At 61.8% G+C, this 25,239-nt stretch carries 24 protein-coding genes; 10 read left to right on the forward strand and 14 right to left on the reverse strand.

Annotated elements, in window-relative coordinates:
- Positions 1-224 precede the first annotated feature (224 nt).
- Positions 225-968: an SDR family oxidoreductase gene (locus BG83_RS0101795; RefSeq protein WP_024975116.1), complete on the reverse strand. Its 744-nt coding sequence runs from the start codon at positions 966-968 to the stop codon at positions 225-227.
- A 182-nt stretch (positions 969-1,150) separates the two neighbouring features.
- Positions 1,151-2,050, reverse strand: coding sequence for a LysR family transcriptional regulator (locus BG83_RS0101800; RefSeq protein ID WP_024975117.1), 900 nt, complete (start codon positions 2,048-2,050; stop codon positions 1,151-1,153).
- 184 nt (positions 2,051-2,234) lie between these two features.
- On the opposite strand from BG83_RS0101800, the gene BG83_RS0101805 reads away from it, so the two are divergent.
- The 4 genes from BG83_RS0101805 (at position 2,235) to BG83_RS0101820 (ending at position 6,017) form a co-directional block, all read left to right on the forward strand.
- On the forward strand, positions 2,235-2,696 hold the full coding sequence (locus BG83_RS0101805) for a cupin domain-containing protein (RefSeq protein ID WP_024975118.1): 462 nt from the start codon (positions 2,235-2,237) through the stop codon (positions 2,694-2,696).
- A 37-nt stretch (positions 2,697-2,733) separates the two neighbouring features.
- Entirely contained in the window at positions 2,734-3,087 is a 354-nt protein-coding gene (locus tag BG83_RS0101810; protein WP_024975119.1) for a cyclophilin-like fold protein, read from the forward strand.
- Between the two features lie 625 nt (positions 3,088-3,712).
- A complete protein-coding gene (locus BG83_RS0101815; protein WP_024975120.1) occupies positions 3,713-4,981 on the forward strand; it encodes a D-amino acid dehydrogenase in 1,269 nt (422 codons plus the stop codon).
- Between the two features lie 112 nt (positions 4,982-5,093).
- Positions 5,094-6,017 carry a glutamate/aspartate ABC transporter substrate-binding protein gene (locus BG83_RS0101820; RefSeq protein WP_024975121.1) on the forward strand — a complete coding sequence of 308 codons (924 nt, stop codon included), beginning with the start codon at positions 5,094-5,096 and terminating at the stop codon, positions 6,015-6,017.
- A gap of 183 nt (positions 6,018-6,200) precedes the next feature.
- Here the strand turns inward: BG83_RS0101820 and BG83_RS0101825 are convergent, their stop codons facing one another.
- The 6 genes from BG83_RS0101825 to BG83_RS0101850 all read right to left on the reverse strand — a co-directional run bounded on the left by BG83_RS0101825 (position 6,201) and on the right by BG83_RS0101850 (position 11,094).
- Entirely contained in the window at positions 6,201-6,950 is a 750-nt protein-coding gene (locus tag BG83_RS0101825) for an amino acid ABC transporter ATP-binding protein (protein WP_024975122.1), read from the reverse strand.
- Positions 6,951-6,971: 21 nt separating this feature from the next.
- Complete coding sequence (locus tag BG83_RS27555) at positions 6,972-7,655, reverse strand: amino acid ABC transporter permease (RefSeq protein WP_037031491.1); 684 nt, start codon at positions 7,653-7,655, stop codon at positions 6,972-6,974.
- A gap of 2 nt (positions 7,656-7,657) precedes the next feature.
- Positions 7,658-8,353: an amino acid ABC transporter permease gene (locus tag BG83_RS0101835; protein ID WP_024975123.1), complete on the reverse strand. Its 696-nt coding sequence runs from the start codon at positions 8,351-8,353 to the stop codon at positions 7,658-7,660.
- 48 nt (positions 8,354-8,401) lie between these two features.
- Positions 8,402-9,247, reverse strand: coding sequence for an ABC transporter substrate-binding protein (locus BG83_RS0101840; RefSeq protein WP_024975124.1), 846 nt, complete (start codon positions 9,245-9,247; stop codon positions 8,402-8,404).
- 386 nt (positions 9,248-9,633) lie between these two features.
- Positions 9,634-10,212: a hypothetical protein gene (locus tag BG83_RS0101845; RefSeq protein ID WP_024975125.1), complete on the reverse strand. Its 579-nt coding sequence runs from the start codon at positions 10,210-10,212 to the stop codon at positions 9,634-9,636.
- Between the two features lie 90 nt (positions 10,213-10,302).
- On the reverse strand, positions 10,303-11,094 hold the full coding sequence (locus tag BG83_RS0101850) for an IclR family transcriptional regulator (protein WP_024975126.1): 792 nt from the start codon (positions 11,092-11,094) through the stop codon (positions 10,303-10,305).
- A gap of 319 nt (positions 11,095-11,413) precedes the next feature.
- Between BG83_RS0101850 and BG83_RS0101855 the strand changes: the two genes are divergently transcribed.
- From BG83_RS0101855 to pcaC, 6 genes are read left to right on the forward strand one after another with little or no spacing between them, the layout of a single operon-like run.
- Complete coding sequence (locus BG83_RS0101855) at positions 11,414-12,109, forward strand: 3-oxoacid CoA-transferase subunit A (RefSeq protein WP_419177587.1); 696 nt, start codon at positions 11,414-11,416, stop codon at positions 12,107-12,109.
- Entirely contained in the window at positions 12,106-12,768 is a 663-nt protein-coding gene (locus tag BG83_RS0101860; RefSeq protein WP_024975128.1) for a CoA transferase subunit B, read from the forward strand. The genes BG83_RS0101855 and BG83_RS0101860 overlap by 4 nt, the downstream gene beginning before the upstream one ends.
- Before the next feature lie 22 nt (positions 12,769-12,790).
- Positions 12,791-13,993 (forward strand): 3-oxoadipyl-CoA thiolase, encoded by a 1,203-nt coding sequence (gene pcaF / locus BG83_RS0101865; protein WP_024975129.1) that lies wholly within the window; start codon positions 12,791-12,793, stop codon positions 13,991-13,993.
- 7 nt (positions 13,994-14,000) lie between these two features.
- Complete coding sequence (locus tag BG83_RS0101870; RefSeq protein WP_024975130.1) at positions 14,001-15,362, forward strand: 3-carboxy-cis,cis-muconate cycloisomerase; 1,362 nt, start codon at positions 14,001-14,003, stop codon at positions 15,360-15,362.
- 22 nt (positions 15,363-15,384) lie between these two features.
- Positions 15,385-16,197: a 3-oxoadipate enol-lactonase gene (gene pcaD, locus BG83_RS0101875; protein WP_024975131.1), complete on the forward strand. Its 813-nt coding sequence runs from the start codon at positions 15,385-15,387 to the stop codon at positions 16,195-16,197.
- Positions 16,190-16,588, forward strand: a complete 399-nt coding sequence (gene pcaC / locus BG83_RS0101880; protein WP_024975132.1) for a 4-carboxymuconolactone decarboxylase — start codon at positions 16,190-16,192, stop codon at positions 16,586-16,588. Before pcaD ends, pcaC begins: the two co-directional genes overlap by 8 nt.
- A 114-nt stretch (positions 16,589-16,702) precedes the next feature.
- Here the strand turns inward: pcaC and BG83_RS0101885 are convergent, their stop codons facing one another.
- The 6 genes from BG83_RS0101885 to BG83_RS0101905 all read right to left on the reverse strand — a co-directional run bounded on the left by BG83_RS0101885 (position 16,703) and on the right by BG83_RS0101905 (position 25,209).
- Positions 16,703-17,371 (reverse strand): response regulator transcription factor, encoded by a 669-nt coding sequence (locus BG83_RS0101885; protein ID WP_024975133.1) that lies wholly within the window; start codon positions 17,369-17,371, stop codon positions 16,703-16,705.
- Positions 17,372-17,695: 324 nt separating this feature from the next.
- Entirely contained in the window at positions 17,696-18,808 is a 1,113-nt protein-coding gene (locus BG83_RS28495; RefSeq protein ID WP_080693637.1) for a fimbrial protein, read from the reverse strand.
- A 72-nt stretch (positions 18,809-18,880) separates the two neighbouring features.
- Positions 18,881-21,598 (reverse strand): fimbria/pilus outer membrane usher protein, encoded by a 2,718-nt coding sequence (locus BG83_RS0101890; protein ID WP_080693638.1) that lies wholly within the window; start codon positions 21,596-21,598, stop codon positions 18,881-18,883.
- A 476-nt stretch (positions 21,599-22,074) separates the two neighbouring features.
- Positions 22,075-22,818, reverse strand: a complete 744-nt coding sequence (locus tag BG83_RS0101895) for a molecular chaperone (RefSeq protein ID WP_024975135.1) — start codon at positions 22,816-22,818, stop codon at positions 22,075-22,077.
- 51 nt (positions 22,819-22,869) lie between these two features.
- Positions 22,870-23,406: a fimbrial protein gene (locus tag BG83_RS0101900; protein WP_024975136.1), complete on the reverse strand. Its 537-nt coding sequence runs from the start codon at positions 23,404-23,406 to the stop codon at positions 22,870-22,872.
- Positions 23,407-24,231: 825 nt separating this feature from the next.
- Positions 24,232-25,209, reverse strand: a complete 978-nt coding sequence (locus BG83_RS0101905; RefSeq protein ID WP_024975137.1) for a LysR family transcriptional regulator — start codon at positions 25,207-25,209, stop codon at positions 24,232-24,234.
- Positions 25,210-25,239: the final 30 nt, after the last annotated feature.

Here is a 25,239-nt window from a genome sequence, read left to right on the forward strand (position 1 = left end):
CCCGTTCACGACCCTTCAAGCCTCGCGCACCGCGCCCCAAGCGCCAGCCGCGAGGCTTTTTGCTTGGCGGTTGCTGCTTTTTGCAGCGACCCCATGATGCTTTTTGCTCGGCCATTGGGACTTGAAGTGCTGAGCGCCGGGCTCTTCGCTCCATGGTTGGGGCTTCGAACTCGGCAACCGGCGCTTTTTGGTCGAAAGTTTGGAGCTCAGAACGCTGTTTCGTCTTACCAGGGTTGCGTGGTGGGCCCCACAGTGAACTCGCTCACCGTCGTGTCCGCCGGCTGCTCGATCGCGAACGCCACCACGCTGGCGATACGATCTGGAGAAATGCCGTGAGTCTCGTACAGCGCGTGCATGCCGGTCGAAGTAGCCTTGTCGCTGATCGTATTCAGCAGTTCGGTGTGGATTGCGGCAGGGTAGATGGTGGCGGTACGGATGTGCGTGCCCTCCATGGCCGACTCGATGCGCAGCACCTCCATGAAGTCGCGCACGAACCACTTCGTGCCGCCGTACACAGCGCTGCCTGGGTAAGCCTTGAGCCCCGCGACCGACGACGTGGCGATCACTTGCCCCGCTTTCTGGGCGGTAAAGGTGGGCAGTACCGCCGCCACGCCATTGAGCACGCCCTTGATGTTGATGTCGACCATCTCGTGCCAGTCGTCTGTTTTCAGCGCCGACAGGGGTGAACTCGGCATGATCCCCGCGTTCAGGAAGATCACGTCGACCTTTCCGAAGGTTTCCTTAGCCAGTTTGACGATGGCATCGTTGTCGGCCTGTTTCGTGACGTCGAGCACTTGGTAGGCGACCTCGCCACCGGCGGCGCGGATTTCGTCGGCCAGCGCCTCGAGCTTGTCCTGCCGCCGTGCGCCCAGCACGACCTTCGCTCCCCTGGACGCCAGGAGCTTGGCGGTGGCCGCGCCGATGCCCGACGAGGCGCCCGTGATGATGATGACTTTGCCTTCCACGATTCCTTGCTCCTGATGTGAGACCTCGGGCTCCATCCCAAGGCTAACCAGCAGGTTACGGCCGCAGGGCACTCAGGACTAGACGCCGCAGATCGCATGGCCTTATCGAGGTGGCCCATGAATCATGCGCAATCATTGTTGCGCGGCGATCAATGGCCGAACGCTGCGCGGCGCGTGGCGCCGAATCAGCCCGGCACCGCCGGACTGCGCAGGGCTTCGATTACCAGCTTGAGTGCGCGAGATGACTCGCGTCGGCTCGGGTAGTAGACATGCCAACCCGGCCAGGTCGGCCAGTGGTCCTCCATCACCCATGCCAAGCGCCCCGCGTCGACGTGGGGCTTGAGCGCATCCTCGGGCACGAACACCAGGCCGCAGCCGTCGATGGCGGCCTGAATCATCTGGTAGGCCCCGCTGAAGGTGGCCTGTCCGTCCACCTTGACGGCCAAGCCCTTGCCGTCGTCTACCAACTCCCAGGCGTAGACGGCGCCGTTGCTCAGCCGCAGCGTGATGCACTGGTGTCGGGCCAGGTCGTCGATGGTTCGTGGCGTTCCATGCTTGGCCAGGTACGCCGGTGAAGCCGCAATCGCCGCGCGCATGTTCGGGCTGATGCGTACAGCGACCATATCCTTTGCCACCTGGTCGCCCATGCGCACGCCGACGTCGAAGCGCTCAGTGACGACGTCCACCAATCGGTAGTCGGTAGCGATCTCGATTCTCAGGTCGGGATAGCTCTCGAGCAACGGCCGCAGCCGGGGCCACAGGTATAGGTCGGCCGCGATGTCGATCGCGGTGATGCGGATGGTGCCGGCAGGCTTGTCGCGGTATTCGCGCACGGCCGCGAGGTCGGCGGCGATCTCCTCGAGCTTGGGCCTCACGCTCTGCAGCAACTGTTCACCGGCTTCGGTCGGCGCCACGCTTCGCGTCGTGCGCGTCAGCAGCCGCACGCCCAGCCGTGTTTCCAGTCCTCTGACGGTATGGCTCAGAGTGGACTGCGACAGCCCAAGCTTGGCAGCGGCTTTGGTGAAGCTGCGCTCCTGCGCAACAGCGAGGAATGCGTACAGGTCGTTGAGGTTCTCGCTGTCCATTGATCGAAACGAGCCATAAGTCCATGCCGATTGTGCAGTCTAGTGCTGAATGGGCATGGCCGCTACAGTCGTTCCAAGGCCCGGAAGGGCGAAACAACGACCCGTAATCGCGGGCGGTATTGACGCGGGTGAACCGGCCGTGCGCCCCTGCCTTCGTCAGACCTCATGCCCGAGGAGTATCGATATGCACGACCCAATCACCACCAATGCTGGCTCGCCGGCCTCGGACGGGCAGACCCGTCAGCCAACCATTCAGGTCACCCCCGTCGGCGCGCGACCCTCGGCCCTCGGCGCGGCTGGACTCTTCACCGGCACCGTCGTGGTGGACGGGATGTTCGGGCCGAACTCACACTCACCGGGGTCTGGCGCTTTGGTCACCTTCACACCCGGCGCCCGCACAGCCTGGCATGCGCACCCCGTGGGTCAGATCCTGATCGTCACCGCCGGCCAGGGTTGGATCCAGGCTTGGGGCGAGGACCGGCGCGCCCTCCAACCTGGCGACGTTGCATGGGTTCCGCCGGGTGTGAAGCATTGGCATGGCGCCTCGGCCACTCATGCCATGGCGCACATCGCCATCCAAGAAGTGCGTGACGGATCGGCTGCCCAGTGGATGGAGCAGGTCGACGACCACCAGTACGCGGCGTGATATGGCCGGGCCTGCAATGCAGTCTGGAATGGCGCCCATGAGGATCCGCTTTCGGTTTTCTGCTGACGCGTTCACCGTCACCCTGATCGACCAGCCAGCGGCGTACGAGTTGGTATCCATGCTGCCGCTGCAACTGGAGGTGAGCGACTTCGGCTCGGCAGAAAAGATCGCCTACTTGCCCCACGAACTCACTGTGGATAGCGCGCCGGCGGGTACAGACGCCGATGCGGGCGACTTGGCTTACTACGCCCCGTGGGGCAACCTGGCCCTGTTCTACAAGACGGCGCCCTACGCGCGGGGACTGGTTCGCCTCGGGAGCATCGACAGCGCGATCGGCAAACTTGGCCAGCAGCGTGAAGGCGTCGTGACCATTGAGCTGATCGACGAGTGACCCATTCCGACGGGTGAATTTGGCCGCAGCGGCATGGCCCGGACCATGCGCGAGGCGCGCCATTGCTTGTATGCGTTTGCGACCGTCAGCTTTCGGTACGGCGATATCTGGACAGCGCGTGCCCCTTGAATGGCGGACGCGGCCTTTGGTGGAAAGGGTGCCTGCCTGCCGATATTGGTAGCCGCAACTGACATTGAGGGCGAAAGCCGCAATTCTTCCTTCGGCGTGCCGATCCGCTTCGCATCCCGCTTAAGCTGACTTGCGCACGGACCGCGGCCCACTGCCGGTTTGTCCGTTCCTGCCCTGGATGGCGCCTCTTGAATCTTTGTGTCAGCCGGCGGAAACAAGAAGGAGGCTGTCTGAGCGCAGCGAGTTTGTCTCCTTCCCCGCACGGTTACAGAAATTCAAGGGGAAGTCGCCATCTCGGGCGCGCCTTTCTTTGCTTACTTTCTTTGGCAAGACAAAGAAAGTGAGTCAGCCCCGGCAGGGGATGAAACAAGGGATGGACCACCAAGTCCAAAAAAAACCATAGCCCCACAACATCCCCCGCAACAACTCCGCATTTGCCCAACCACCGCTGGGCTCCTTAAGCTGCACCCGACATTTCAAATCTCGCAGCTTCTTCATGCAAATAGCAGTAGTCGGCGCCGGCATCATCGGCATCAGCACGGCCTATGCGCTGGCTCAGGAAGGCCATCAAGTCACCCTGGTCGAGCGGCATTCGGGCCCGGGCGAGGGCACCAGTTATGCCAACGGTGGTCAGTTGAGCTACAGCTATGTGGCGCCGCTGGCGGGCCCCGGTGTGCTTTCCCATGTGCCAGGCTGGCTGCTGCGCCGCGATTCGCCGCTGCGGCTGAAACCGTCGCTGGACCCGGCATTGCTGCGCTGGGGGCTGCGCTTTATCGCGGCCTGCAATCGTGATCGTGCCGATCGCACCACGCGTGAGTTGCTCGCACTGTCGTTCTACAGCCGCGCCCGCATGGAAGCGCTGCGGGAGGCGCTGCCGGATCTGGCATTCAGCTTTGCCCGGCGCGGCAAGCTGGTGGTGCATCGCGATGCTGCGGCGTTTGAATCTGCCCGCGCGCAGGTCGGCTATCAGGCCACGCTTGGGTGTGAGCAGCATGCGTTGTCTGCCGATGAGGCGGTCGCCCACGAGCCCGCGCTTGCCGGCGTGCGCGACCAGATTGTCGGCGCCATCTACACGCCAGACGAAGACGTGGCCGATTGCCACCAACTCTGCGTCGGCTTGTTCAACCGGCTGCGCGCGATGCCGAACGTGATGCTGCGCTTCAATACCGGTGTGGAAGCGTTGTGGACCGAAGGGCGCCGTGTGCGCGGCCTCAAACTGGACGATGGCGAGCAAGTTGCCGCCGATGCGGTGGTGATGGCTGCGGGCGTGACCAGCGCCAGCCTGCTCAGCCCATTGCGCATCGACCCGGGCCTGTATCCGCTGAAGGGTTACAGCATCAGCCTGCCGCTGGGCGAGGGCGATGTTGCCCCGGTGATCAGCGTGACGGATGCCGCGCGCAAGATCGTCTATGCACGCATCGGGCAGACCCTGCGTGTGGCGGGCATGGCTGATCTGGTGGGTTGGTCAACGGCGCTGGACACGCGCCGCGCGCAGACGCTGTATGACGAAACGCGCGCGCTGTTTCCGGGCGCCATGCGGGCGAATGATGCGGGTGCCGATGCCGCACCCTGGGCTGGCATGCGCCCTGCGACGCCAACGGGCGTGCCCGTGGTGGGCGCATCGCCGGTGGAAGGGTTGTGGTTGAACGTGGGCCACGGCGCACTCGGCTTTACGCTGGCGCTGGGCAGCGCAGGCTTGCTGACCGATCTGATTGCCGGCCGCAAGCCCGCGATTTCCCCAGTGCCGTATGCGCTGGCCGCGTGACACAAGAACGAGATTCAAAAGACCGAGCGCGCAGGCCCGATGATACGTATCTGGCCCGCGCCAATTGGTAACCCAAGTAGTCTGGAGCGAACACACCCATAGGAGGGGAAGCATGAAGACCTTGCATTCGACCAAACGTATTCTGTCCGGCCTGACACTGGCTGCGGCCGGCGCGCTGGTAGTGCTGTCGACCGGCGCGCAGGCGCAGTCGAACGACACGCTGGCCAAGATCAAGCAATCGGGCGTGATCTCGGTGGGCTATCGTGAGTCGTCGATTCCGTTCTCGTATCAGGCTGACGCGAATACCATCACCGGCTATTCGCAAGAGATCTCCAACATGATCATCGCGGGTGTGGAAAAGACGGTGGGCAAGAAGCTGCAGGTCAAGCTCACGCCGATCACGTCGCAGAACCGCATTTCGCTGCTGCAGAACGGCACGATCGACTTCGAGTGCGGCTCGACCACCAACAACCTTGAGCGCCAGAAGCAGGTGGCGTTCTCGAACAACATCTTCATCTACGGCATGCTGATGCTGGTGAAGAAGGACTCGGGCATCAAGGACTTTCCCGACCTGAAGGGCAAGACCGTGGTGACCACCGCGGGCACGACCGAAGACCGCATCCTGCAGAAGATGAACGGTGAAGCCAAGGATGCCGACAAGATGAACCTGATCCTCGCGAAGGATCATGGCCAGGCGTTCCTGACGCTGGAATCGGGCCGCGCTGTGGCCTTCGTGATGGATGAGCCGCTGCTGTATGGGGAGCGCACCAAGGCCAAGAACCAGGCTGACTGGGTTGTCACGGGCAAGCCGCTGCAGACCGAAACCTACGCTTGCATGATGCGCAAGGACGATCCGGCGTTCAAGAAAGTGGCCGACGACGTGATTGCCGACCTGATGAAGTCGGGCAAGGCGAACGATCTGTACAAGAAGTGGTTCCTGTCGCCGATTCCGCCGAAGGGCCTGAACCTGAACTACCCGATGACGGCCGGCATGAAGGAGCTGTACGCACACCCGAACGACAAGGCCATTCAATAACCCTGCCCACGATCCTACTGCGCGGTCCGATCTTGGCCCTGTGATGCTCGCCGTACCCATGTACGGCTGCGCTTCTCGGGCCAACCTCGGACCGCTCGCTACGGATCGTGAACAGGGTTAAGCAAACGGCAAAGAAAAGCGGGGGACATCGTCCCCCCTATTTTTTCTGCGCGCCGCCTTGGTTCAGGCCGGTTCGCTCCAGGGCGAGCGGATGTCGGCCAGGAAGCGTTGTGCGCGCGGGTGTTGCGGGCGCTGGAAGAAGTCTTCCGGCGTGGCGCGCTCCAGCACCTGGCCTTGGTCCATGAACAGGACGCGGTCTGCCACCTCGCGTGCGAAACCCATCTCGTGCGTGACGCAGACCATGGTCATGCCATCGCGGGCGAGGTCCTTCATCACCAGCAGCACCTCGTTCACCATTTCCGGGTCCAGCGCGGAGGTCGGCTCGTCGAACAGCATGACGGGCGGCTTCATGGCCAGGGCACGCGCGATGGCCACGCGCTGCTGCTGGCCGCCCGACAGCTCGCCGGGGTAGGCGCCGGCCTTGTGCGGCAGCCCCACGCGTTCGAGCAGACGCATCGCAAAGTCCTTTGCTTCCTGCGGCGCCATGCGCTTGAGTTGCACAGGCGCCAGCGTGCAGTTCTGCATGACGGTCAAGTGCGGAAACAGGTTGAACTGCTGGAACACGAAGCCGATGCCGCTGCGCAGTACGTTGACGTCCACGCCTGGCGCATGGACTTCGTGCCCGTTCACGACGATCCGGCCTTTCTGAATGGCTTCGAGCCGGTTCAACGTTCGGATGAGCGTCGACTTGCCAGAGCCCGACGGCCCGCAGACCACCACCACCTCACCCTTGGCAACGGTTTCGTTGATGTCGACCAGCGCGTGGTAGTCGCCGTACCACTTGTCGACGTGTTCGATCGTGATCATGTTCATGGTTTTGTGTTCCATCAGACCCTAACGCGTGCGCGCTGCAAGGCGGCGCTCCAGATAGAACGCCACGCGTGTCAGGCTGAAGCACATGATGAAGTAGCTGATGCCGAGCAGGCCGTACACCTCGGCGGACTTGACCATCACAGCGGTGCTGATCTGCCCAGCCACGAACGACACCTCGGGCAGGCTGATGATGTAGCCCAGCGAGGTTTCCTTGATGGTCGAGACAAGCTGGTTGACGAGCGACGGCAGCATGTTGCGCAGCGCCTGCGGCAGGATCACCCGCCGCATTGCCTGCATGTACGACAGACCGAGCGATCGGGCACTCTCCATTTGCCCGCGCGGCAACGCCTGGATGCCCGCGCGCACGATCTCCGCCAGATACGCACCGTCGAAAATCACCAGCGCGGTCAGCATGGTGCTGAACTGATCCGTGCGCTGGCCGGTGACGGAGGGCAGCAGGAAATACGCCCAGAAGATCACCATCAGCAGCGGCGTACCGCGCACGATATAGACCAGTGCGGTGGCAGGCCAGCGCAGCGCGGCGATCGGGCTCACGCGGCAGAGGCCCAGGATGATGCCCATCGGCAGTGCCAGCACGAGGCCGGCGGACGCCAGCAGGAACGTCAGCGCCAGCCCGCCCAGCGGCCCGTTCGGGTACTGGCCGATCAGGTAATAGATACCGTAGGTTTGAATGAGATCGAGCATGGCTACAGCGTCCGCACGGGGTAGCGATGCTGATACCAGGCAGAGAACACCGTGATCGCAATCGAGATGGTCAGATAGGCGGCGGTGGCAAACGCAAACGCTTCAAAGCCGCGGAAGGTGGCGGACTCCACCTGCTGTGCCTGGTACATCAGCTCGGCCACGCCGATGACCATGGCGATGCTCGAGTTCTTCCACAGGTTCAACGTTTGGCTGACCAGCGGTGGAACCGTCACGCGCAGCGATTGCGGCAGCACCACCAGGCGCATGGCCTGCAGGAATGAGAGCCCGAGCGCGCGGCTGGCTTCAAGCTGTTCCTTAGGGATCGAGCGGATGCCGCTGCGGATGTCCTCCGCCATGTAAGCGGCTGTGTAGAGCACGAGCGCAATGACGGCGCTCGCGGCCTCGTAGTTCATGCTGTAGAGCCAGTCCCGGATGAACTCTGGCAGCATCTGCGGCGCGCCGAAATACCAGAACAGCATGTGGGCGAGCAGCGGCACGTTGCGGATGGCTTCGACGAAAGTCTGGCCGATGCCGCGTAGCGGTGCGGCGGGCGCCAGGCGTAGCAGCGCCACCACGATGGCAAGCGGCAGCGCCAGCACGAAGGCCAGTACAGAGAGCTTGATCGACAGGAAGAAACCGCTGACGAGCCATTGGTGATACTGCCCAGAGAGCAGCATCGACAAATCAAAATGGGGCATGGAGATTCACCGCCCAGAACGGCGTCTGGGCGGCCCGACCTTTAACGATTAATCGATCTTGTCGGTGGAAATCTTGAAGGTGCGCTGCGGGAAGGCCATCTTTGTGTTCGGGCCGAACCACTTGTCGAACAGCTTCTGCGCCTCGCCGCTCTTTTCCATGCCGAGCAGCACGTCGTCGACCTGCTTCTTGAAGGCGGGCTCGCCCTTGCGGATGCCCAGTGCGAGGTGTTCGGTCGACAGGTTTTGCGGCAGGAGCGCGTAGTCCTTCGCTGCCGGACCCATCTTGGCCATGTTGCCGATCAGCGTGGTTTCGTCGTTCACGTAGGCGACGCCCTTGCCTTGCTGCAGGGCCAGCAGCGCCTGCGGGCTGTTGTCGAACGAGACAACGTCGGCGTTCTTGATGGTCTTGGCAATGTTGGCTTCCATGGTCGAACCCTTGACTGTCAGGAGCTTCTTGCCATCAAGCTGGGCGAGCGACGTGATGCCGCTGCTCTTCTTCACCATCGCCTTCTGGCCGGTGATGAAGGTCGACACCGAGAAGTCGATCTGCGCTTCGCGTTCCTTGTTGTGCGTGAGCGAGGCGGCCAGCAGATCGACGCGGCCTTGCTGCAGTTCAGGCAGGCGCGCGGCCACAGCCAATTGCTTGAGCACGGGCTTGACGCCCAGGCTCTTGGCGATGGCGTCGCACATGTCGACGTCATAGCCGACGATCTCGCGGCTCATCGGGTCTTTCAGGAAGCTGAATGGCTCGTCGGTGCCGAGCACGCCGCAGACAAGCTCGCCTTTCTTCTTGATGTCGGAAATTTGATCAGCGTGCGCGGTGGTGGCGACCAGGGTTGCCGCGGCCAGGATGGCGGCACCCGCAAATTGCGTCAGATGTCGGTTTGTTTTCATCGGATTTCCTCCTTGACGACTTGGGTGGTGAACAGCGTGCGAATCGGAATCGGGATCGCCCGCGAGCATACCGGCGTATGCGCGGTTTGCATGCGCGGACTTCGGATAACCATATGACGGCGAGCGGAATGCCCGCCCCAGGCTTGCGTGGAACGCCCAACTATAGTCCTTGCCGAAGTGGCACAGACCAGTTGTGGCAAGCAGGGCGGGGGTGCAGTGCACAGGCGGGACGTTGGGGATGCCGGGTTGCGCGCGTGCAGCCCGGTAAGGCTGGCACAGCAAGGCAGGGGGCCGGCAGACGTTGGATCAAATGAGACTTTGTCTGCCATTAATGACATGGCAGCCGACTGCGCTCCATCAGGGGATTCCCGGGGCAGAGCGTGGGCTTAGAGCGTGCCGCAGATCGATTCGTTGATGGGCACGTCGCCCACGGTCTCGTGATCGTTGCCGCGATAGCGGTAGACCAGGCTCAGGCCGAGGCGCGTGAGGATGCGCACGTCGCCGTTGTTGCAGATGTTCTTCTGCAGGATCGGCACGAAATTCAGCCGAAAGCCCTGCGATGCGGCCGAGTGCGCTGCGTAGTTGGTCAGCGTGATGACGAAGACGAGGTTTTTCTTCTGCGCCAGCGAGCATTGCGCCAGCGAGGTCTCGCGGTCGAGCGGGACCGGGGTGAAGCGGTTGATTTCGGCGCAGGCCTGGGCAAGGGCACGGTCTGCATTGCGGGCGGGGCCCGTGAGGGCCGGCACGCCGGCGGCGGCCGTGCTGCGACCCGTGGCGGCGCCCACCAGCATGCGGGCCAGCGGCGTCAATTCCTGCATGGCCGTCGCCAGCGTGGTCGATTGGGCCCACACAGGGCTGGACAGCAACGGCAGGGCAAGCGCCAGGATGCACGAAGCACGCGCCCGGCGTTGGCGGCCTTTCACATCCAGACCGGTGTGAATGGCGGTGTGTTGAGTCACAGACATCCTCTTTGCCCACGGAGCCACAATTTTATTGAAAAAACTGTCGGGATGCGAGGCGCGCAGCGCACTGGGCGCTGCCGCCTTTAACTCAGGTCAGGTCCGTACCCGCACCATGGCAGAAATGCGCTCGGCCGCCTGCTGCAGCGGACCAAGAAACTGCTTCGTCATCTGTTTGCCGGAAGTCCGGTTGGCCTGTCCGCTGATATTCATCGCGGCGATGATATCGCCTGCCCGATTGCGGATTGGCGCCGACAGCGAAATCAGCCCTTCCTCAAGCTCCTGGTCGACCAGCGCCCAACCCTGTTGGCGCACGCCGGTAATGATCTCCTTCAGTGCATCGACGTCTGTAATGGTGCGCTGCGTGCGTGCCCGCCGGTCCGACTCGCGCAGTGCAATGTCGAGCTGATCCTCGGGCAGGCCCGACAGCAGCACGCGGCCCATCGACGTACAGAACGCCGGCAGGCGGCTACCGACCGACAGGTTCAGCGCGATGATCTTCTGCGTCGGCACGCGCAGCACGTAGACGATTTCCGTCCCATCCAATACCGAGGCAGAGCAACTTTCGTGCACTGTCTGCACGAGTTCCTCCATCACCGGCTCGGCCAGGTTCCAGAACGGCATCGAGGTGAGGTAGGCGAACCCGAGATCCAGGATCTTGGGCGTGAGGCGGAAGAGGCGGCCTTCAAAGCTGACATAACCCAGGCTGACCAGCGTGAGCAGGATGCGGCGGGCGCCCGCGCGGGTCAGGCCAGTGGCCTCGGCGACTTCGGAGAGCGTTTGCTCGGGGCGTTCGGCATTGAACGCGCGAATGACCGACAGCCCCCGTGCAAAGGACTGGACGTAGGAATCGCTGGGTTTTTCGGTGGGCAGTTCGGTAGCAGACATGCAAAGAAAGGCGAAAGCGGCGCAGTGGCCTCAAGACTACTGGCATTGCCCCGGTTTCGCTACTCGAACGGCTGATCGGTATGCGTACGCCTTGACACGCTCGGGAATGGAGGCGTAGATTAGTTCTTGGATCGAACGTGAGTTCGTATAGCGAACAAATGCGGGTAAGCCAACGTGGGCCGGACAGCAAAGGCCTGTGTCGATCCAATCGCCAAACAGGAGACTCGCAGGCCGCCCGGTTGCGGCTCGGCCATGTCCGGCCCCAGCGATGCTCCGAACCGCGCCAGCCATCGAGAATGTGCGGCGCCCTTGCCGGAGAATGCACGTGATCAACAAGCTTTGTCCGTCTGTGGAGGCCGCCCTGGCCGATATCCCGGACGGTGCCACCATCATGATTGGCGGGTTCGGTACCGCCGGCATGCCATCGGAACTCATCGACGGGCTCATCGCGCATGGCGCGCGTGAACTGACCATCATCAACAACAACGCCGGCAATGGCGAGACGGGCCTGGCGGCGCTGCTCAAGGCGCGCCGCGTGCGCAAGATCGTCTGCTCGTTCCCGCGCCAAGCCGATTCGTATGTGTTCGATGCGCTCTACCGCGCCGGCGAAATCGAACTGGAGCTCGTGCCGCAAGGCAACCTGGCCGAGCGCATCCGCGCCGCGGGCGCCGGCATCGGCGGTTTTTTCTGCCCGACCGCCTATGGCACGCAATTGGCCGAAGGCAAGGAAACGCGCATCATCGACGGCAAGCCGTACGTGTTCGAGCTGCCGCTGACCGCTGACTACGCCCTCATCAAGGCCCTGCGCGCAGACCGCTGGGGCAACCTCGTTTATCGTAAGACGGCACGCAACTTCGGGCCGGTGATGGCGATGGCGGCCAAGTGCACCATTGCGCAGGTCAGCGAGACGGTGGAGCTTGGCGAGCTGGACCCGGAGCACATCGTCACGCCGGGCATTTTTGTGAAGCGCGTCGTGCAACTCGGCAACGCTGCGCAAGCCAAGGAGGCCGCATGAGCGCCGAAACTACCGCCAAGGTTCAGCGCTGGACGCGCGACCAGATCGCTACACGTGTGGCGCGTGATATTCCCGATGGCTCGGTCGTCAACCTGGGCATCGGCTTGCCGACGCTGGTGGCCAATCAGTTGCCGGCCGACCGCGAAATCATCCTGCACACCGAGAACGGCCTGTTGGGCATGGGCCCCGCGCCCGCGCCCGGGCAAGAAGACGAAGACCTCATCAACGCCGGCAAGCAGCCGGTCACCATCAAGCCCGGTGCATCGTTCTTCCATCACGCCGATTCGTTTGCCATGATGCGAGGCGGCCATCTCGACTATTGCGTGCTCGGCGCCTTCCAGGTGTCAGCCACGGGCGACCTGGCCAATTGGCACACCGGCGCACCCGATGCAATTCCTGCCGTGGGCGGAGCGATGGATCTGGCCATTGGTGCCAAGCGCGTCTTCGTCATGATGGAGCACCAGACCAAGCAGGGCGAAAGCAAGATCGTGCCGTCGTGCACGTACCCGCTGACGGGCATCGGCTGTGTCGATACCATCTACACCGACCTCGCCGTGATCGACATCACGCCCGAGGGGCTGGTGGTGCGGGAGATGGCCGACGGCCTCGATTTCGATACGCTGCAGACGATGACGGCGGCGCCGTTGCGTCGTGCCTAGAACTATTGGAGACAGAACAATCATGACCGAAGCCTTTATCTGCGACGCCATCCGGACCCCCATCGGCCGCTACGGCGGCAGCCTGTCTGCCGTGCGTGCGGATGATCTTGGCGCGGTGCCGCTCAAGGCGCTGATGGCGCGCAACCCGCAGGTCGACTGGTCGGCCATCGACGACGTGATTTTCGGCTGCGCCAACCAGGCCGGCGAAGACAACCGCAACGTGGCGCGCATGTCGCTGCTGCTGGCCGGGTTGCCGGACAGCGTGCCGGGTTCGACCATCAACCGCCTGTGCGGCTCGGGCATGGACGCGACCGGCACCGCTGCGCGCGCCATCCGCTCGGGTGAGACCTCGCTGATGATCGCGGGCGGCGTGGAGAGCATGAGCCGCGCGCCGTTCGTGATGGGCAAGGCCGCGAGCGCCTTCTCGCGCGATGCCGCCATCTACGACACCACCATCGGCTGGCGTTTCGTCAACCCGTTGATGAAGGCGCAATATGGTGTCGACTCGATGCCCGAAACCGCCGAGAACGTCGCCACCGACTACAAGGTCAACCGCGAAGACCAAGACCGCTTCGCGCTGCGCAGCCAGGCCAGCGCCGCGCGTGCGCAGGAAGACGGCACGCTCGCGCAGGAAATTACGCCCGTGACGATCCCGCAGAAGAAGGGCGACGCCATCGTGGTGGACCGGGATGAGCATCCTCGCGCGACGAGCATGGAAGCGCTCGCCAAGCTCAAGGGTGTGGTGCGTCCGGACGGCACCGTGACCGCCGGCAACGCTTCGGGCGTCAACGATGGCGCCTGTGCGCTGCTCCTCGCCAACGAAGACTCCGCCAAGCGCTTTGGCCTAACCCCGCGTGCGCGCATCGTCGGCATGGCGACCGCTGGCGTGCCACCGCGCGTGATGGGCATTGGCCCGGCACCGGCGTCGCAGAAGCTGCTCAAGCAGTTGGGCCTGACGATTGATCAGATGGACGTGATCGAACTGAACGAAGCCTTTGCTGCGCAGGGTTTGGCTGTGACGCGTCAACTGGGCCTGCGTGATGACGACCCGCGCGTCAACCCGAATGGCGGCGCCATCGCACTGGGCCACCCGCTCGGCATGAGCGGCGCACGCCTGGTGACGACGGCGATGTATCAGCTGCAACGCACGGGCGGACGCTATGCGCTGTGCACGATGTGCATCGGCGTGGGCCAGGGCATTGCGCTGGTGATCGAACGCGTTTGATACGACGATGACCAGCGGACTGCTCGATCGCGCATTCTCCACACCGGCCATGTTGGCGGTGTGGTCCGATGCGGCCACGGTGCGCGCGATGCTCGATGTGGAGGCCGCGCTCGCGCAGGCCGAGGGCGCGGTTGGCGTGATTCCGGCGCAAGCCGTTGCGCCGATTCGCGCGGTGTGCGCCAACGTCACGTTGGACTTGGACGCGCTGGGCACCGCCGCTGCCAGCGCTGGCAACCTGGCGATCCCACTGGTCAAGCAACTGACCGCCGCCGTCGCGCAGCACGATGAACACGCCGCGCGCTACGTGCATTGGGGCGCGACCAGCCAGGACATCATCGATACCGGTCTGATGCTGCAGTGGCGGCAATCGGCGGAGTTGATCGAAGCGGATTTGCAGAAGCTGGCGGACGCGCTGGCCGCGTTGGCGCAACGTCATCGCAATACGCCGATGGTGGCGCGCACGTGGTTGCAGCAAGCCCTGCCGACCACGTTCGGGCGCAAGGTTGCGGGCTGGCTGGACGCGGTGCATCGCGCGCAGGATCGCTTTGCCGCGCTGTGCGCGCATGTGCCCGCGCTGCAGTTTGGCGGCGCGGCGGGCACGCTTGCCAGCCTGAGCGAACATGCACGTGCCGTTGCTCAAACGCTGGCGCACGAACTTGATCTGCCGCTGCCTGCGCTGTCGTGGCACGGCGAGCAAGATCGAATCGCCGATATTGGCGCGACGCTTGCGCTGCTGACCGGCACGCTGGGTCACTGCGCGCGCGACCTGTCGCTAATGACGCAGACGGAGGTCGGCGAGGTTGCCGAGCCGTCCGGTGCGGGCAAGGGCGGATCTTCCACCATGCCGCATAAACGCAACCCGGTCGGTTGCGCGACGGTGCTTGCTGCGGCCACGCGCATGCCGGGGTTGGCGAGCACGCTGCTGTCTGCGTTGCCGCAGGAGCACGAACGCGCGCTCGGCGGTTGGCAGGCGCAATGGGCGACGTTGCGTGAGATGACCTGTCTTGCCGCCGGCGCGCTCGATCGCATGTGCGAGATTGTTGAAGGTTTGCATGTTGACGCCGCTCGCATGCGCGCGAATCTCGACCTCACGCACGGCCTGATCCTCGGTGAAGCCGTGATGCTGGCGCTCGGCGCAGATCTTGGTCGCCTGCAAGCACACCATGTGGTCGAAGCTGCCAGTCGCAAAGCCTTACAAGAGAGCAAAACGCTGTATGACGTGCTGGCCCAGGACGCCGACGTCCTGCGCATCTGGGGCACGGCCACGCCGCAACGGCTGAGCGCGCTGCTCGATCCCAATCATTACCTGGGCGATGCGGGCGCCGCAGTCGACCGCGTGCTTGCCGAACACGCTCGCCGCCATCCCTGAACACACATTCCACGGAGACACCATGCCCTGGCTTGAACACGACAATGTCCGCCTGTATCACGAATTCGATGATGGGCCCGCCACGGGTAAGCCGGTGCTGGTGCTGTCGAACTCCCTGGGCACGAACCTGGGCATGTGGGAGCCGCAGCTCGAAGCGCTGCGTCAGCACTTCCGCCTGTTGCGCTATGACCAGCGTGGCCACGGCCAGTCGAGCGTGCCCGACGCGCCGTTTGGCGTCGCCCAACTCGGCGGGGATGTGCTTGCACTGCTCGATCACTACAACATTGAGCTTGCGCTGTTCTGCGGCCTGTCGATGGGCGGCCTGACTGGCCTGTGGCTGGCCGCGTATCACGGCGAGCGCTTCCCGCGCATGGTGGTGACGAACACCGCCGCGCTGATCGGCACGCAGCAGAGCTGGAACACGCGCGTCGCGCAGGTCGAAGAGGGCGGTATGGCCAGCATTACGGAAACGGTGCTGGAGCGCTGGTTCACGCAGGGCTACCGCGATGCCAACGCAAGCCGCGTCGACATCGTCAAGGCGATGTTGCTGTCCACGCCGGACGCCGGCTACAACGGCAACTGCGGCGCGATTCGCGATGCGGATCTGCGTGCGCAACTGCCGAGCATCCGTGTGCCGATGCTGGTAATTGGCGGCACGCACGATATCTCCACGCCCGCCGCGCAGACCAAGCTCATTGCAGACGGCGTGCCGGGTGCGCAATACATCGAACTCTCCGCTGGCCACCTCTCCAACTGGGAGCAGGCTGACGGCTACACCGAAGCGCTGGTCAGCTTCTTGACGACGGGCGTTGCGCGCGAGGTCGCGCATGGATGATCGTGAACGCTACGCTGCGGGCATGGAAGTGCGGCGCGCTGTGCTTGGCGATGCGCACGTCGACCGTGCCAACGCCGCACAAACCGAGTTGACCGCGCCGTTCCAGGATCTCATCACGCGCTATGCCTGGGGCGAAATCTGGACGCGCCCTGGTTTGCCGCGCCACACGCGCAGTCTGCTGACGATTGCCATGATGGTCGCCCTCGGCCGCGACGGTGAGCTGCGTCTGCATCTGCGTGCCGCTGCCAACAACGGCGTCACGCGCGACGAGATTCAGGAAACGCTGCTGCAGACCGCCATCTACTGTGGCGTGCCGGCAGCCAACCATGCGTTCCATCTGGCGCAGACGGTGTTTGCGGAGATGGATGCCGAGGGCGCTGCCAGCAATTGATGCCGGTCGCCTTGGTGCGCGCTATGTAGTCCATCCAGAATCGCATCGCCGACGGCGCGCTTGACGATTGTCGGAGTGCGTCCGTCTGTGGGGCCCAGCGCGTGCAGGCGTGTCTTAGTTTGTCGCTGGAGGCTCGGCGTTGACGAACGGCCCGAGGGAATCCGCGTATTTGATCAAGTCGGCGTCACGCGTGATGCCGAGCTTGCGCATTGCCGCCAGTTTCTGTGCACTGATGGTCTTCTTGCTTCGATGCAGTTTCTCAGCGATTTCCGTCACCTTATAACCCTCGCGGAAGAGCCGGACGATCTCCGACTCTCGTTTCGACAGCGCGCTGCCGGAGCCAATATCCGCTTGGGTGACGAGTGAAGCGATCGCTGGCGACAGATAGCTGCCGTTAGCGTAAGCCGCGTGCACGGCGGCGACCATGTGTGAAATCGAGTCGGATTTGCTTGCGATGCAGTGCACGCCAAGCAGCTGCAGCGCGCGAAACACCGGGGGAGAACTGAGCATCGTGACCGTTACGATCCGCAATTGCGGGTAGCGTCGCCTGAGGAAGGCGATCAATGCTTGGCCGTCGCCGTACTGCCCCGCAGCCGCGGGCATCACGTAGTCGAGCATCAGCACGTCGCAAGGTGTGGTGTCCAGCTGGTTGACCAGGGCTTTGGCGTCCGACACCACCGCAACGACATCGATCGTGGGCATGCGGCTCAAACCATGCGCTATACCGTGCCCCGTCACTGGGTGATCGTCCGCGACGATCACACGAACCGAAAATTCATCCATCGCATCCTCGCCCCATCGAAGCTGGCACCAAGGGACGCCGTCTTGCGTCTGATGCGTACGGATTGTATCTCAATATATTTTCTATTCCGGAGGTTGCAGCCGTTTTAGGCGAGGTTCAAATCTAAAAATTTCGCTAATTGTTTCAAAACACGTAGCGCCTACAATTCGCATCGGGACGGGGCACTCAGCGTCATGGAAGGCGGTCCGTTTGCGCGGTGCGGCCCCGGATTTCGATGTGTATGTCTTCGGTCTCCAGCAATAGCCGGTCTGCTGTCGGAATCAGGAAATATCAATCAGGAAAAGATATATCCTCGATTTTCAGTGCTACTGATACGTCATTGTAAATTGCAAGAAGGTATTGGCCGGTCCCGGCGTAACGACGCTGCCAGTCTGATAATAGGCGGCGAGCAGAGGAATGGAAAAATTACCGCCACTTGAACTGTAGCTGGTGAAGGGAATTGGTTGACTCAGCTGAAGCCGCGTGCCATAGCTGTTCATCAACTGTAGTCCGACGCCGGTGGCGGTGGATGGCACCAATGCCACCACCGAATTGGCTGAATCCAAAATCGGAGTTACGGGGTCGATCTGGTACGAAACAGTTTTGATTCCGCTAGGGCAGTTGAGCAACGAGATGTTGAAGAGCTTTAGTGCCGCTTTACTTCCAATGCTAGTAAATAGCTTGGTCTGAACCGTACCCATAGCGACAGTGACATTCGGTGTTGAGCACGTTTGTGGGACGATCAACGTACTGCCGTTCTGATAATAATTTGGCGACCAAGTTCCGCCCAATTGACTTTGATGGTGCTGCGGAACCATATTCACTATTCTCTCTGACGTAATGTATCCGCCAGCCTGAATGGAGTCGTTCAGCTTAACGTAGGCAAAGGCAATCTGGCCACCATCGGGTTGGGTATTTCCATTGCAGGAATATGATGCAATATATGGGTAGATTTGACTATCAGCGCCAATAAATTTCGACCATGAAGTCCAGCCGCAGTTATTGGCATAGAGGCGAACGGATACGGCTAAACCGATTCCTTGTACGTTCGTTGTATAAACTCTGGCGCTTCCTTGCGTGCCTCCCGGGTCGGCTATCCGCATTCCTGTGTCGGTTCCCGAGCCGATGTACAGGACCCCTGCTCCCGAAGAGTTGATGTTCGTCGTATTGCATTTGAAGGCGGATGATTGCGACGGGCCCAATATCCAGCCGGTCAAGTTGGTGCCCGCTACAGCATCACGTGGGACTGAAATTGTGGCGGGCATACTTAACGTACTGGTGACGCCACCACCGCTGCATGTTGCCGCCGCCTGAGCGTTCATGCTCCAGAAGGCGGTGGTCATCCCAATGGCAAAATAGATAGCTTTTGCCAGGTTGGATGGATGTGTATAAGTTTTATGCAGATGCGAATTGCGTGATAGTTGCGCGGTCATTTTCATTGATTTCCACTTTTTCCAATCGATGCGATGTCGGCGGTGCGAGCGTATTCGGGTCGCGTTGGCATTGATTGCTTATCTTCTGGTTTTAGCGCCCGATTTCAGCGCCGCTGCTGCAATCGTCGGCAACTCGCATTTGACGCTCAGGCGCAAAGGGAGACTGTCCGGAAGTGGCGAGGCGGGGACGGCATAACCAAAGCTGCAGCGCTGGTCGGATCGCTCGCCCCATTTGGCTGTGAGCGTGCCTGAGTCGGCGGGCACGCGCGCATAGATCTGTCCGCCCTGGCCGACTGCACCAACGCTGCTGCCCGAGGGGTCAATCACATCAGCACCAAAGGGCAGCGGCTTGCCGTCAGGCAGGGTCGCATGCGCGAGCAAGGTACGTCCCCTGACGGTTTGATAGTGCAGCATGACGACGGACCCGAGATGTGGCGCCACCTTCTGCGACGTTTCCTTGATTTCGACGTCCGCTGGCGATCCCTTCGGATCGATTTCGACAGTGTTGAGGCTGTATGGCGTCAGGTACGGGACGATTGCATAGCCATGCCGGTCAACGCGTACACCCGGCGCATTCGTTAACGAGGCGCCTTTGGCACCCCGCGCCTCAACGATGGCGATCGTGTCGCCCAGCGACTGGCCCAACGTAATGCCGCCGGGGTGCGCCACGATAGAGCCCATCGCGCCGACGGACATTTGCCGGAAGTGCGAGCCTGTGCTGGCGCCGGCGCGCAGCTCCGTGAAGGGAGCGCGATATTGCAGGTTCGCGCCGCCACCAACGGCGGTGCCGGTGTTCGCACTATTGTTGGCGTCAAGGTGAAGGTTGTAGCTCAGCTGATTGAGATCGCCTGCCGTGCCGTTAAAGCTGGTTTGGGCTTGTGTGTTGCCCCGCGTATCGTGCGTCAAGTTGGTCGATACCGTGGCGATGGTGCGGCTGACACGGCCGAGGGGAATTGTGACGCCGACATAGAACTGGGAATACTGTCGACCGTCGTTGCCGCTGCGCATGCGCGACACGCTAAGGTTGTACGAGATGCTGCGCCAGCTGTTGGTATAGCCAATCTGAAACTGGACGTCGCTGCTGGGTCGGTTCCAGTAGTTCTGCGCTGAAGCGGAGACATACAGGTTGCCGCGACGGTCTCCAAGCGGCTGGTTGGCGGACACCAGGAAGCGGCTGCGCGCTTGCCAAACCGCGCTCGTGTCTTCGCCGGCGCGCGCGTAACTGCGCAGGCGCGCGGCGTCCTGCAAGCTTAGGTATCCGCTGGTCGAGTAGCGGTAGGCGGCTACTGTCAGGTTCGTGCTGGTCTGCTCGAGCAGCTTGCTATAACCGACACGATAGCTTTGCCCGCGCATCGATGATGCGCCCGGTACGGAGGTCTGGGCCGCAGTCGCATCTACCGAGATCGCGCCCGCCTTCGTGTTGATGGCGATGCCTGCCTGCGTTGCACCGTAGCCCTGCGCACCGAGCAGCCCGCCGTACAGTGTTATCTGGTCGGTGATGCCACGCTGCATGATGCCCTGCGCAAAGTAGGGGGCCTTGCCACGCAGGCTCGAGTCACGCAACTGGCCGACCGTCAACGCGTAGCGGGTGACTCCTGGGCGCAGTAGCTGAGAAACGGATGCGTACGGCACACTGAAAGTATTCCGGCGGCCATCGGCTTCCTGGACGGTGACATCAAGGTTGCCGCCATATCCTGTGGCGTACAGGTCATCAAGGACAAATGGCCCGGGCGCAACGGTCGTCTCATAGATGATGTTGCCGTTCTGGCGCACCGTTACCTTCGCGTTGGTCTGTGCCACTCCACGCACAATAGGTGCATAGCCGCGCTTTGATTCCGGCAGCATGCGGTCATCGCTGGCAATCTGCACGCCACGGAAACCCACGCTGTCGAACAACTCACCACTAGTAAAGCTCTCGCCGAGCGTGATGCGTGATCGCAGGCGTTTCAAGTCCCGCTGGACGTAAGTCGCTACGTTTTGCCACTGCATGCGGCTGCCGCCGCTGCCGGAATCCTGCCAGCTCAGCGACGAATTGGAGCGCAGTTGCCAGCCGGCCACATTGACGCCGGTGTTCAATCCCAGGAAGCCCTGAGTCTGCGCGGTACCGTAAGAGTCGGTGCTGTAGAGGTTCGCGTTGTAATCGATAAAGCCGGCATTCACACCACGATCCCAATATTTGGGATCGACATACCCGCGTGGTGTGCGGCGCATGTCAGCCTGCGGTACGGTGATGATCAAGCGGAGGTCCGCCGCATCGAAGCTGGCGGTCGCATTTGGCAAGAGCGCTTCCAGACGTTCGCACGCATTTGCCGCGGCGAGCGGTTTGAGCGCGTCCGGAGAGAGGCTTGCCACGTTCGCCCCATAACGCTCCAGCATCGCCGGCGTAAAGCACGGCTGCGCTGGTTCGCCGGCATGCGCCCGCAGCGTGATGTCCTCGCTGGTGACCCAATTTCCATTGACGTACACGTCGGCGCGGTAGACGCCGGGCATCGTTTGGCCGCCACGCTCGAACCGGGATAGATCGACGGCGTTGTCACGCCGACCTTTAAGGAACGTAGGATTGAAGATCACATCCCCGTCTGTCGGGGCGTTCGAGTCCTGCGCGGCGCCGTCAAGCTGGGCGGGTGCTTTGCCTTCCCCGTAGTCTGTTGGAGTGCTCGCTGTCCGTAGCTCCCTTGCATTCGACGCAGCCGCAAAACCGCCCATCAGTAGCGCCGCGATAAGCGCGCTTGCTGGGCGGACAGGTACCCCGTGTGCGGAAGCCGGCCGATGACGGTTGGTACGAGTTGCGGACATGGGAAATCTCTTTGTAAAGATTTATAAAGATGGCGTGTGTCGATAAAATCTATTCACGCGCTCATCACCGATGGGGATTGAATTTAAATTGACGAATTCGAATAAATTCGGCGATGTTATGTTGAAAATGTTTTTATTTTTGGATAGTATTTTTCTTAAAACTCAGCGTGCCTATATGCGATTATTTGCGCAGGCTGCGTCGGCGAATCCCGTCGGGGTTCAAGCGAATTGGTAGAAAAATTCGTATGTGGAATACCAGACGTCAGGACGAGCAGTGTGTCGTCAGTCAGCGGTACATTTTTGAGAACGGCTCCCACTTCCCGGATGTTTCGAGGGGATGCGGTTTGGCATTGGCAGAGGCGATTCGATGCGTTCCGAGGCTTTCTGATCGCGTATCGATATCGCCTGCTCCTCAGCAGGGGGGCCTGACTACGGGCGATATGGCGTGGCAGGCCTCCCATATCTTCGCCAGCCCTTTAAGGCATGATCTGCGTTTGATGCGGTACGCCGGCACCGTAATCGTTCATCGACGTGTAATGCAGTTCCAGCGGGCCTGTGGGCAACGTTGCCAAGCTCTTCAAGGCGAAACGAAAAGTGGCGTTAGGCGCAACCATTCCCACACCGCCTTCCTCTGTCCGTCCGTCGTGCTGCAATCGGACTTCAGTCAGCGACACATGGTATGGGCTGGTGTTCTGGCATTCGAGCGTATAGGCGCCGGAACTCTCGCGTATCAGCTTCCATGTGAGCTGTTCAGCGGCGCTATCCGGATCGCCGTGTAGACCGCTGGGCCGGAAAAAAATCTTGATGCGCGTGCGGAACGCGACTTGCAATTGATTGTGCTCGTCACCAGGGCGTGCACTGGGCGGAATATCCAGGACATTCAAATAGAACACGGATTCGCGGTCAACTGGCAGGGGCTCTTTCAGATAAACCAGACGGAGCGTCTGGCCCTTGCCCGGTTCGACGCGCGCGAGCGGGGGGGTCAGCATGAACGGCGCAGCGCTCTCTTCGGGCGATTCGTTGGCATTGCCGCTATCGATCCAAGCCTGCATCAGAGCGGGGCGATCTCCCTCGTTGGTGAGTTTGACGCTCACTTCACGCTGTTCGGCCGGGTAGATGACTCGCGTCCCGGAAATGACGACGTTGGCGTGGGCGCTTGCCGAAAGCAATGCACCGAGTAAATAAAGGGCCGCAAGAGAATGGCGCGTTAAAAAGTTCATGGTTTGAAATCGGTGTTTAAATGGCCGCGCAATAGCGCGGCCATCTGACGCTTAGTTGTAGTTCATCGAGAACGTGACCTGCGACGTCACTTGGCCCGCGTTAGCGGCTGCCTTGGCCGCCAGGTATTGCGCGTAGTACTGCATCGTTGCGGAACCATCCGTGATCGTTACCGTTTGCGAATTGGCATTGGTGGTGATGTTGATCGGCTGGTATTTGTCGTTCAGCAACTGAACTTGTGCATTGGAGCCACCGGCGGTCTGGTTGACCAGTGCGCCGGTAGCCGAATCGACCGTCGAACCGATCTCGAAGTGCGTTTGCGCAGATGCTCCCGAGCATGAGGTCAGGTTCAGTTGGAACGGCGTAACACCGGCGGTCGAGCCGACCGCGCGCAGTGCGGTGACCGACAGCGTCGGCAGCGTGACGTTGACGTTGGTTTGCGTGCCGCTGTCGTTGCCGTTGATCTTGCAGGTGGACCCGACCAGCTGGCCGGTGAACGAGATGGTGCCGTCAGTGGCGGAGGCTTGGGCCGAGGTGAGCGCCATGCCGAGAACAGCAGCGATGGAGAGTGAGAGTTTTGCCATTTTCATCTTGATTTTCCTTTGTAAAGAGTGTCTCGCTTTAAAGCGAGAAATGTGAGTGTTGATGGGTGCCGTAGAGATGAATATTCGAATGAATATATTCCCTATTTTTTATATTCTATGATTGCCCTCCAGACGAAATGCTGATTTGTTTTCCCCGTAGTCGTCGATGACGTCGCTGGGGCTCCATCGGCATAAGCGAAAAACATTGAGCCTAACGGAATTGCCTCAAATTTTTGAGCGAGAAAATGCGCTCTAGACGCCTAAATCGGGCGGCTAGATAAACAATCGGTTTAAATGGTGCTGAGCGGGTTATGTTAGGAACAACTTGCGGCTCGCGATATAGGACGAGCACCTGACCTGGGACTTCTTCCATAGGACGAATGCCTGACTGGTAGTTTTCCGCATGGGTCGAACGCTGGATCTATGGCTTGTTCAACGGCGCTGATCCAGCGTGAGATGTCGTTGTTGCACGAGACCGGCCGGTGGCCAGTGAGGCTGGCGCGAGATGGCCAACGGATCAACGCGTTGAAAGACGTGGTTCAAATGCGAAGGCCATGCGGGCCTTCGGATTGCCTCCAGCAGTTGCGATGAACGGCTGGCAACGGGCCGCAGATGTGCCTGGGCGTGTACTGCGAGATGGGACCGAGCCCCCGTGGGTGGACGAGGGCCGCGCACCATGGCGTGATCCGGTGCACAAAGAGGCCGGGCGCCTGGCCCATCAGGACAGGGTGCCGGACTTCATGCACCGCGGTCTACGACGAGGGCGCTCCCAGGCCTTAAAACGCATCGAGTGATCGTGTTGTGAACAACTGCGCAGATAACCTTCCTTGTCTATCTGGTGTGCTTGCGCTTGGCTGGAGCATGGCCGGGTTCGCGCCATTCGTCCGCTTCGTCGTTGAACAGCGACGTCACGAGGGCCCGGAGCCACTGACTGCGCGAGTCGTTATGAAACTTCCGGTGCCAGTGCTGCTTGAGATCGAAGCTGGGCAGTTCCAGGGGCGGCTCCATCACGCGGATGTTGGCGTGCGATTGCATGAACGACAGGCCCACCGCGTGCGGCACCGTCGCAATCAAGTCCGTGCGCGCCAGGATGAACGGAATGCTCATGAAATGCGGTGTAAGCAGCGACGGCTTACGTCGGATGCGCTTGCGTTCCAGAAACCGCTCGTACAGTTCCTGACTGCGCCCCTCGGCGCGCACCACGGCGTGCCCGTATTCCAGGAACTGCGCCATCGACAGCTTCGTATTGGCGCCGCGCGTGACAGGATGATCGGCGCGCACGATGCATGTGAAGTAGTGGGTAAACAGCCGCTGCTGGAAGAAGTTGTTCTTCTTCAAGTCGGGGAAGTAACCCACAGCCAGGTCGAGCGAACCGGTCTCAAGTGCGCGTTCGATCTGCGCCGGCGGTAGAGATACGGATTGCACCGACGCCCGCGGCGCCTGCCGCGCCATCGCCTCGACAATGCGCGGCAAAAACACCATCTCGCCCACGTCCGACAACGAGATCGAGAACGTGTGCGTGGTCGTGGCCGGATCGAACGCGCTGGTTTCCAGAATGCCCTGCTGCACACGCGCCAGCACATCGCGTGCTGCAGGAATGAGCGCCAGCGCTCGCGGCGTCGGCTCCATGCCGCGCGAGGTGCGTACGAACAGCGGGTCGTCAAACGCAGCACGCAGCTTTCCCAGCGCGGTGCTCACGCCAGGCTGGCTCATACCAAGCTGTTGCGCGGCCATGCTCACGCTGCGCGCGTCGTGCAGCGCCAGCAGGATCGGCAACAGGTTCAGGTCAAAGTCGGGCAGGGTAGACATGGCGGACGCACTATATGAATTGGCGATAAA

This window comes from Ralstonia pickettii, from assembly GCF_000607165.1.
GTDB classification, from domain to species: Bacteria; Pseudomonadota; Gammaproteobacteria; order Burkholderiales; family Burkholderiaceae; genus Ralstonia; species Ralstonia holmesii.

Coding starts and splice junctions, on each gene's coding strand:
- BG83_RS0101900 (WP_024975136.1), bottom strand. CDS start 23,406: ATGAAAATGGCAAAACTCTCACTCTCCATCGCTGCTGTTCTCGGCATG.
- BG83_RS0101895 (WP_024975135.1), bottom strand. CDS start 22,818: ATGAACTTTTTAACGCGCCATTCTCTTGCGGCCCTTTATTTACTCGGT.
- BG83_RS0101820 (WP_024975121.1), top strand. CDS start 5,094: ATGAAGACCTTGCATTCGACCAAACGTATTCTGTCCGGCCTGACACTG.
- BG83_RS0101805 (WP_024975118.1), top strand. CDS start 2,235: ATGCACGACCCAATCACCACCAATGCTGGCTCGCCGGCCTCGGACGGG.
- BG83_RS0101860 (WP_024975128.1), top strand. CDS start 12,106: ATGAGCGCCGAAACTACCGCCAAGGTTCAGCGCTGGACGCGCGACCAG.
- BG83_RS28495 (WP_080693637.1), bottom strand. CDS start 18,808: ATGAAAATGACCGCGCAACTATCACGCAATTCGCATCTGCATAAAACT.
- pcaF (WP_024975129.1), top strand. CDS start 12,791: ATGACCGAAGCCTTTATCTGCGACGCCATCCGGACCCCCATCGGCCGC.
- pcaC (WP_024975132.1), top strand. CDS start 16,190: ATGGATGATCGTGAACGCTACGCTGCGGGCATGGAAGTGCGGCGCGCT.
- BG83_RS0101855 (WP_419177587.1), top strand. CDS start 11,414: ATGCACGTGATCAACAAGCTTTGTCCGTCTGTGGAGGCCGCCCTGGCC.
- BG83_RS0101905 (WP_024975137.1), bottom strand. CDS start 25,209: ATGTCTACCCTGCCCGACTTTGACCTGAACCTGTTGCCGATCCTGCTG.
- BG83_RS0101850 (WP_024975126.1), bottom strand. CDS start 11,094: ATGTCTGCTACCGAACTGCCCACCGAAAAACCCAGCGATTCCTACGTC.
- pcaD (WP_024975131.1), top strand. CDS start 15,385: ATGCCCTGGCTTGAACACGACAATGTCCGCCTGTATCACGAATTCGAT.
- BG83_RS0101810 (WP_024975119.1), top strand. CDS start 2,734: ATGAGGATCCGCTTTCGGTTTTCTGCTGACGCGTTCACCGTCACCCTG.
- BG83_RS0101835 (WP_024975123.1), bottom strand. CDS start 8,353: ATGCCCCATTTTGATTTGTCGATGCTGCTCTCTGGGCAGTATCACCAA.
- BG83_RS0101845 (WP_024975125.1), bottom strand. CDS start 10,212: ATGTCTGTGACTCAACACACCGCCATTCACACCGGTCTGGATGTGAAA.
- BG83_RS27555 (WP_037031491.1), bottom strand. CDS start 7,655: ATGCTCGATCTCATTCAAACCTACGGTATCTATTACCTGATCGGCCAG.
- BG83_RS0101815 (WP_024975120.1), top strand. CDS start 3,713: ATGCAAATAGCAGTAGTCGGCGCCGGCATCATCGGCATCAGCACGGCC.
- BG83_RS0101885 (WP_024975133.1), bottom strand. CDS start 17,371: ATGGATGAATTTTCGGTTCGTGTGATCGTCGCGGACGATCACCCAGTG.
- BG83_RS0101890 (WP_080693638.1), bottom strand. CDS start 21,598: ATGTCCGCAACTCGTACCAACCGTCATCGGCCGGCTTCCGCACACGGG.
- BG83_RS0101825 (WP_024975122.1), bottom strand. CDS start 6,950: ATGAACATGATCACGATCGAACACGTCGACAAGTGGTACGGCGACTAC.
- BG83_RS0101840 (WP_024975124.1), bottom strand. CDS start 9,247: ATGAAAACAAACCGACATCTGACGCAATTTGCGGGTGCCGCCATCCTG.
- BG83_RS0101800 (WP_024975117.1), bottom strand. CDS start 2,050: ATGGACAGCGAGAACCTCAACGACCTGTACGCATTCCTCGCTGTTGCG.
- BG83_RS0101870 (WP_024975130.1), top strand. CDS start 14,001: ATGACCAGCGGACTGCTCGATCGCGCATTCTCCACACCGGCCATGTTG.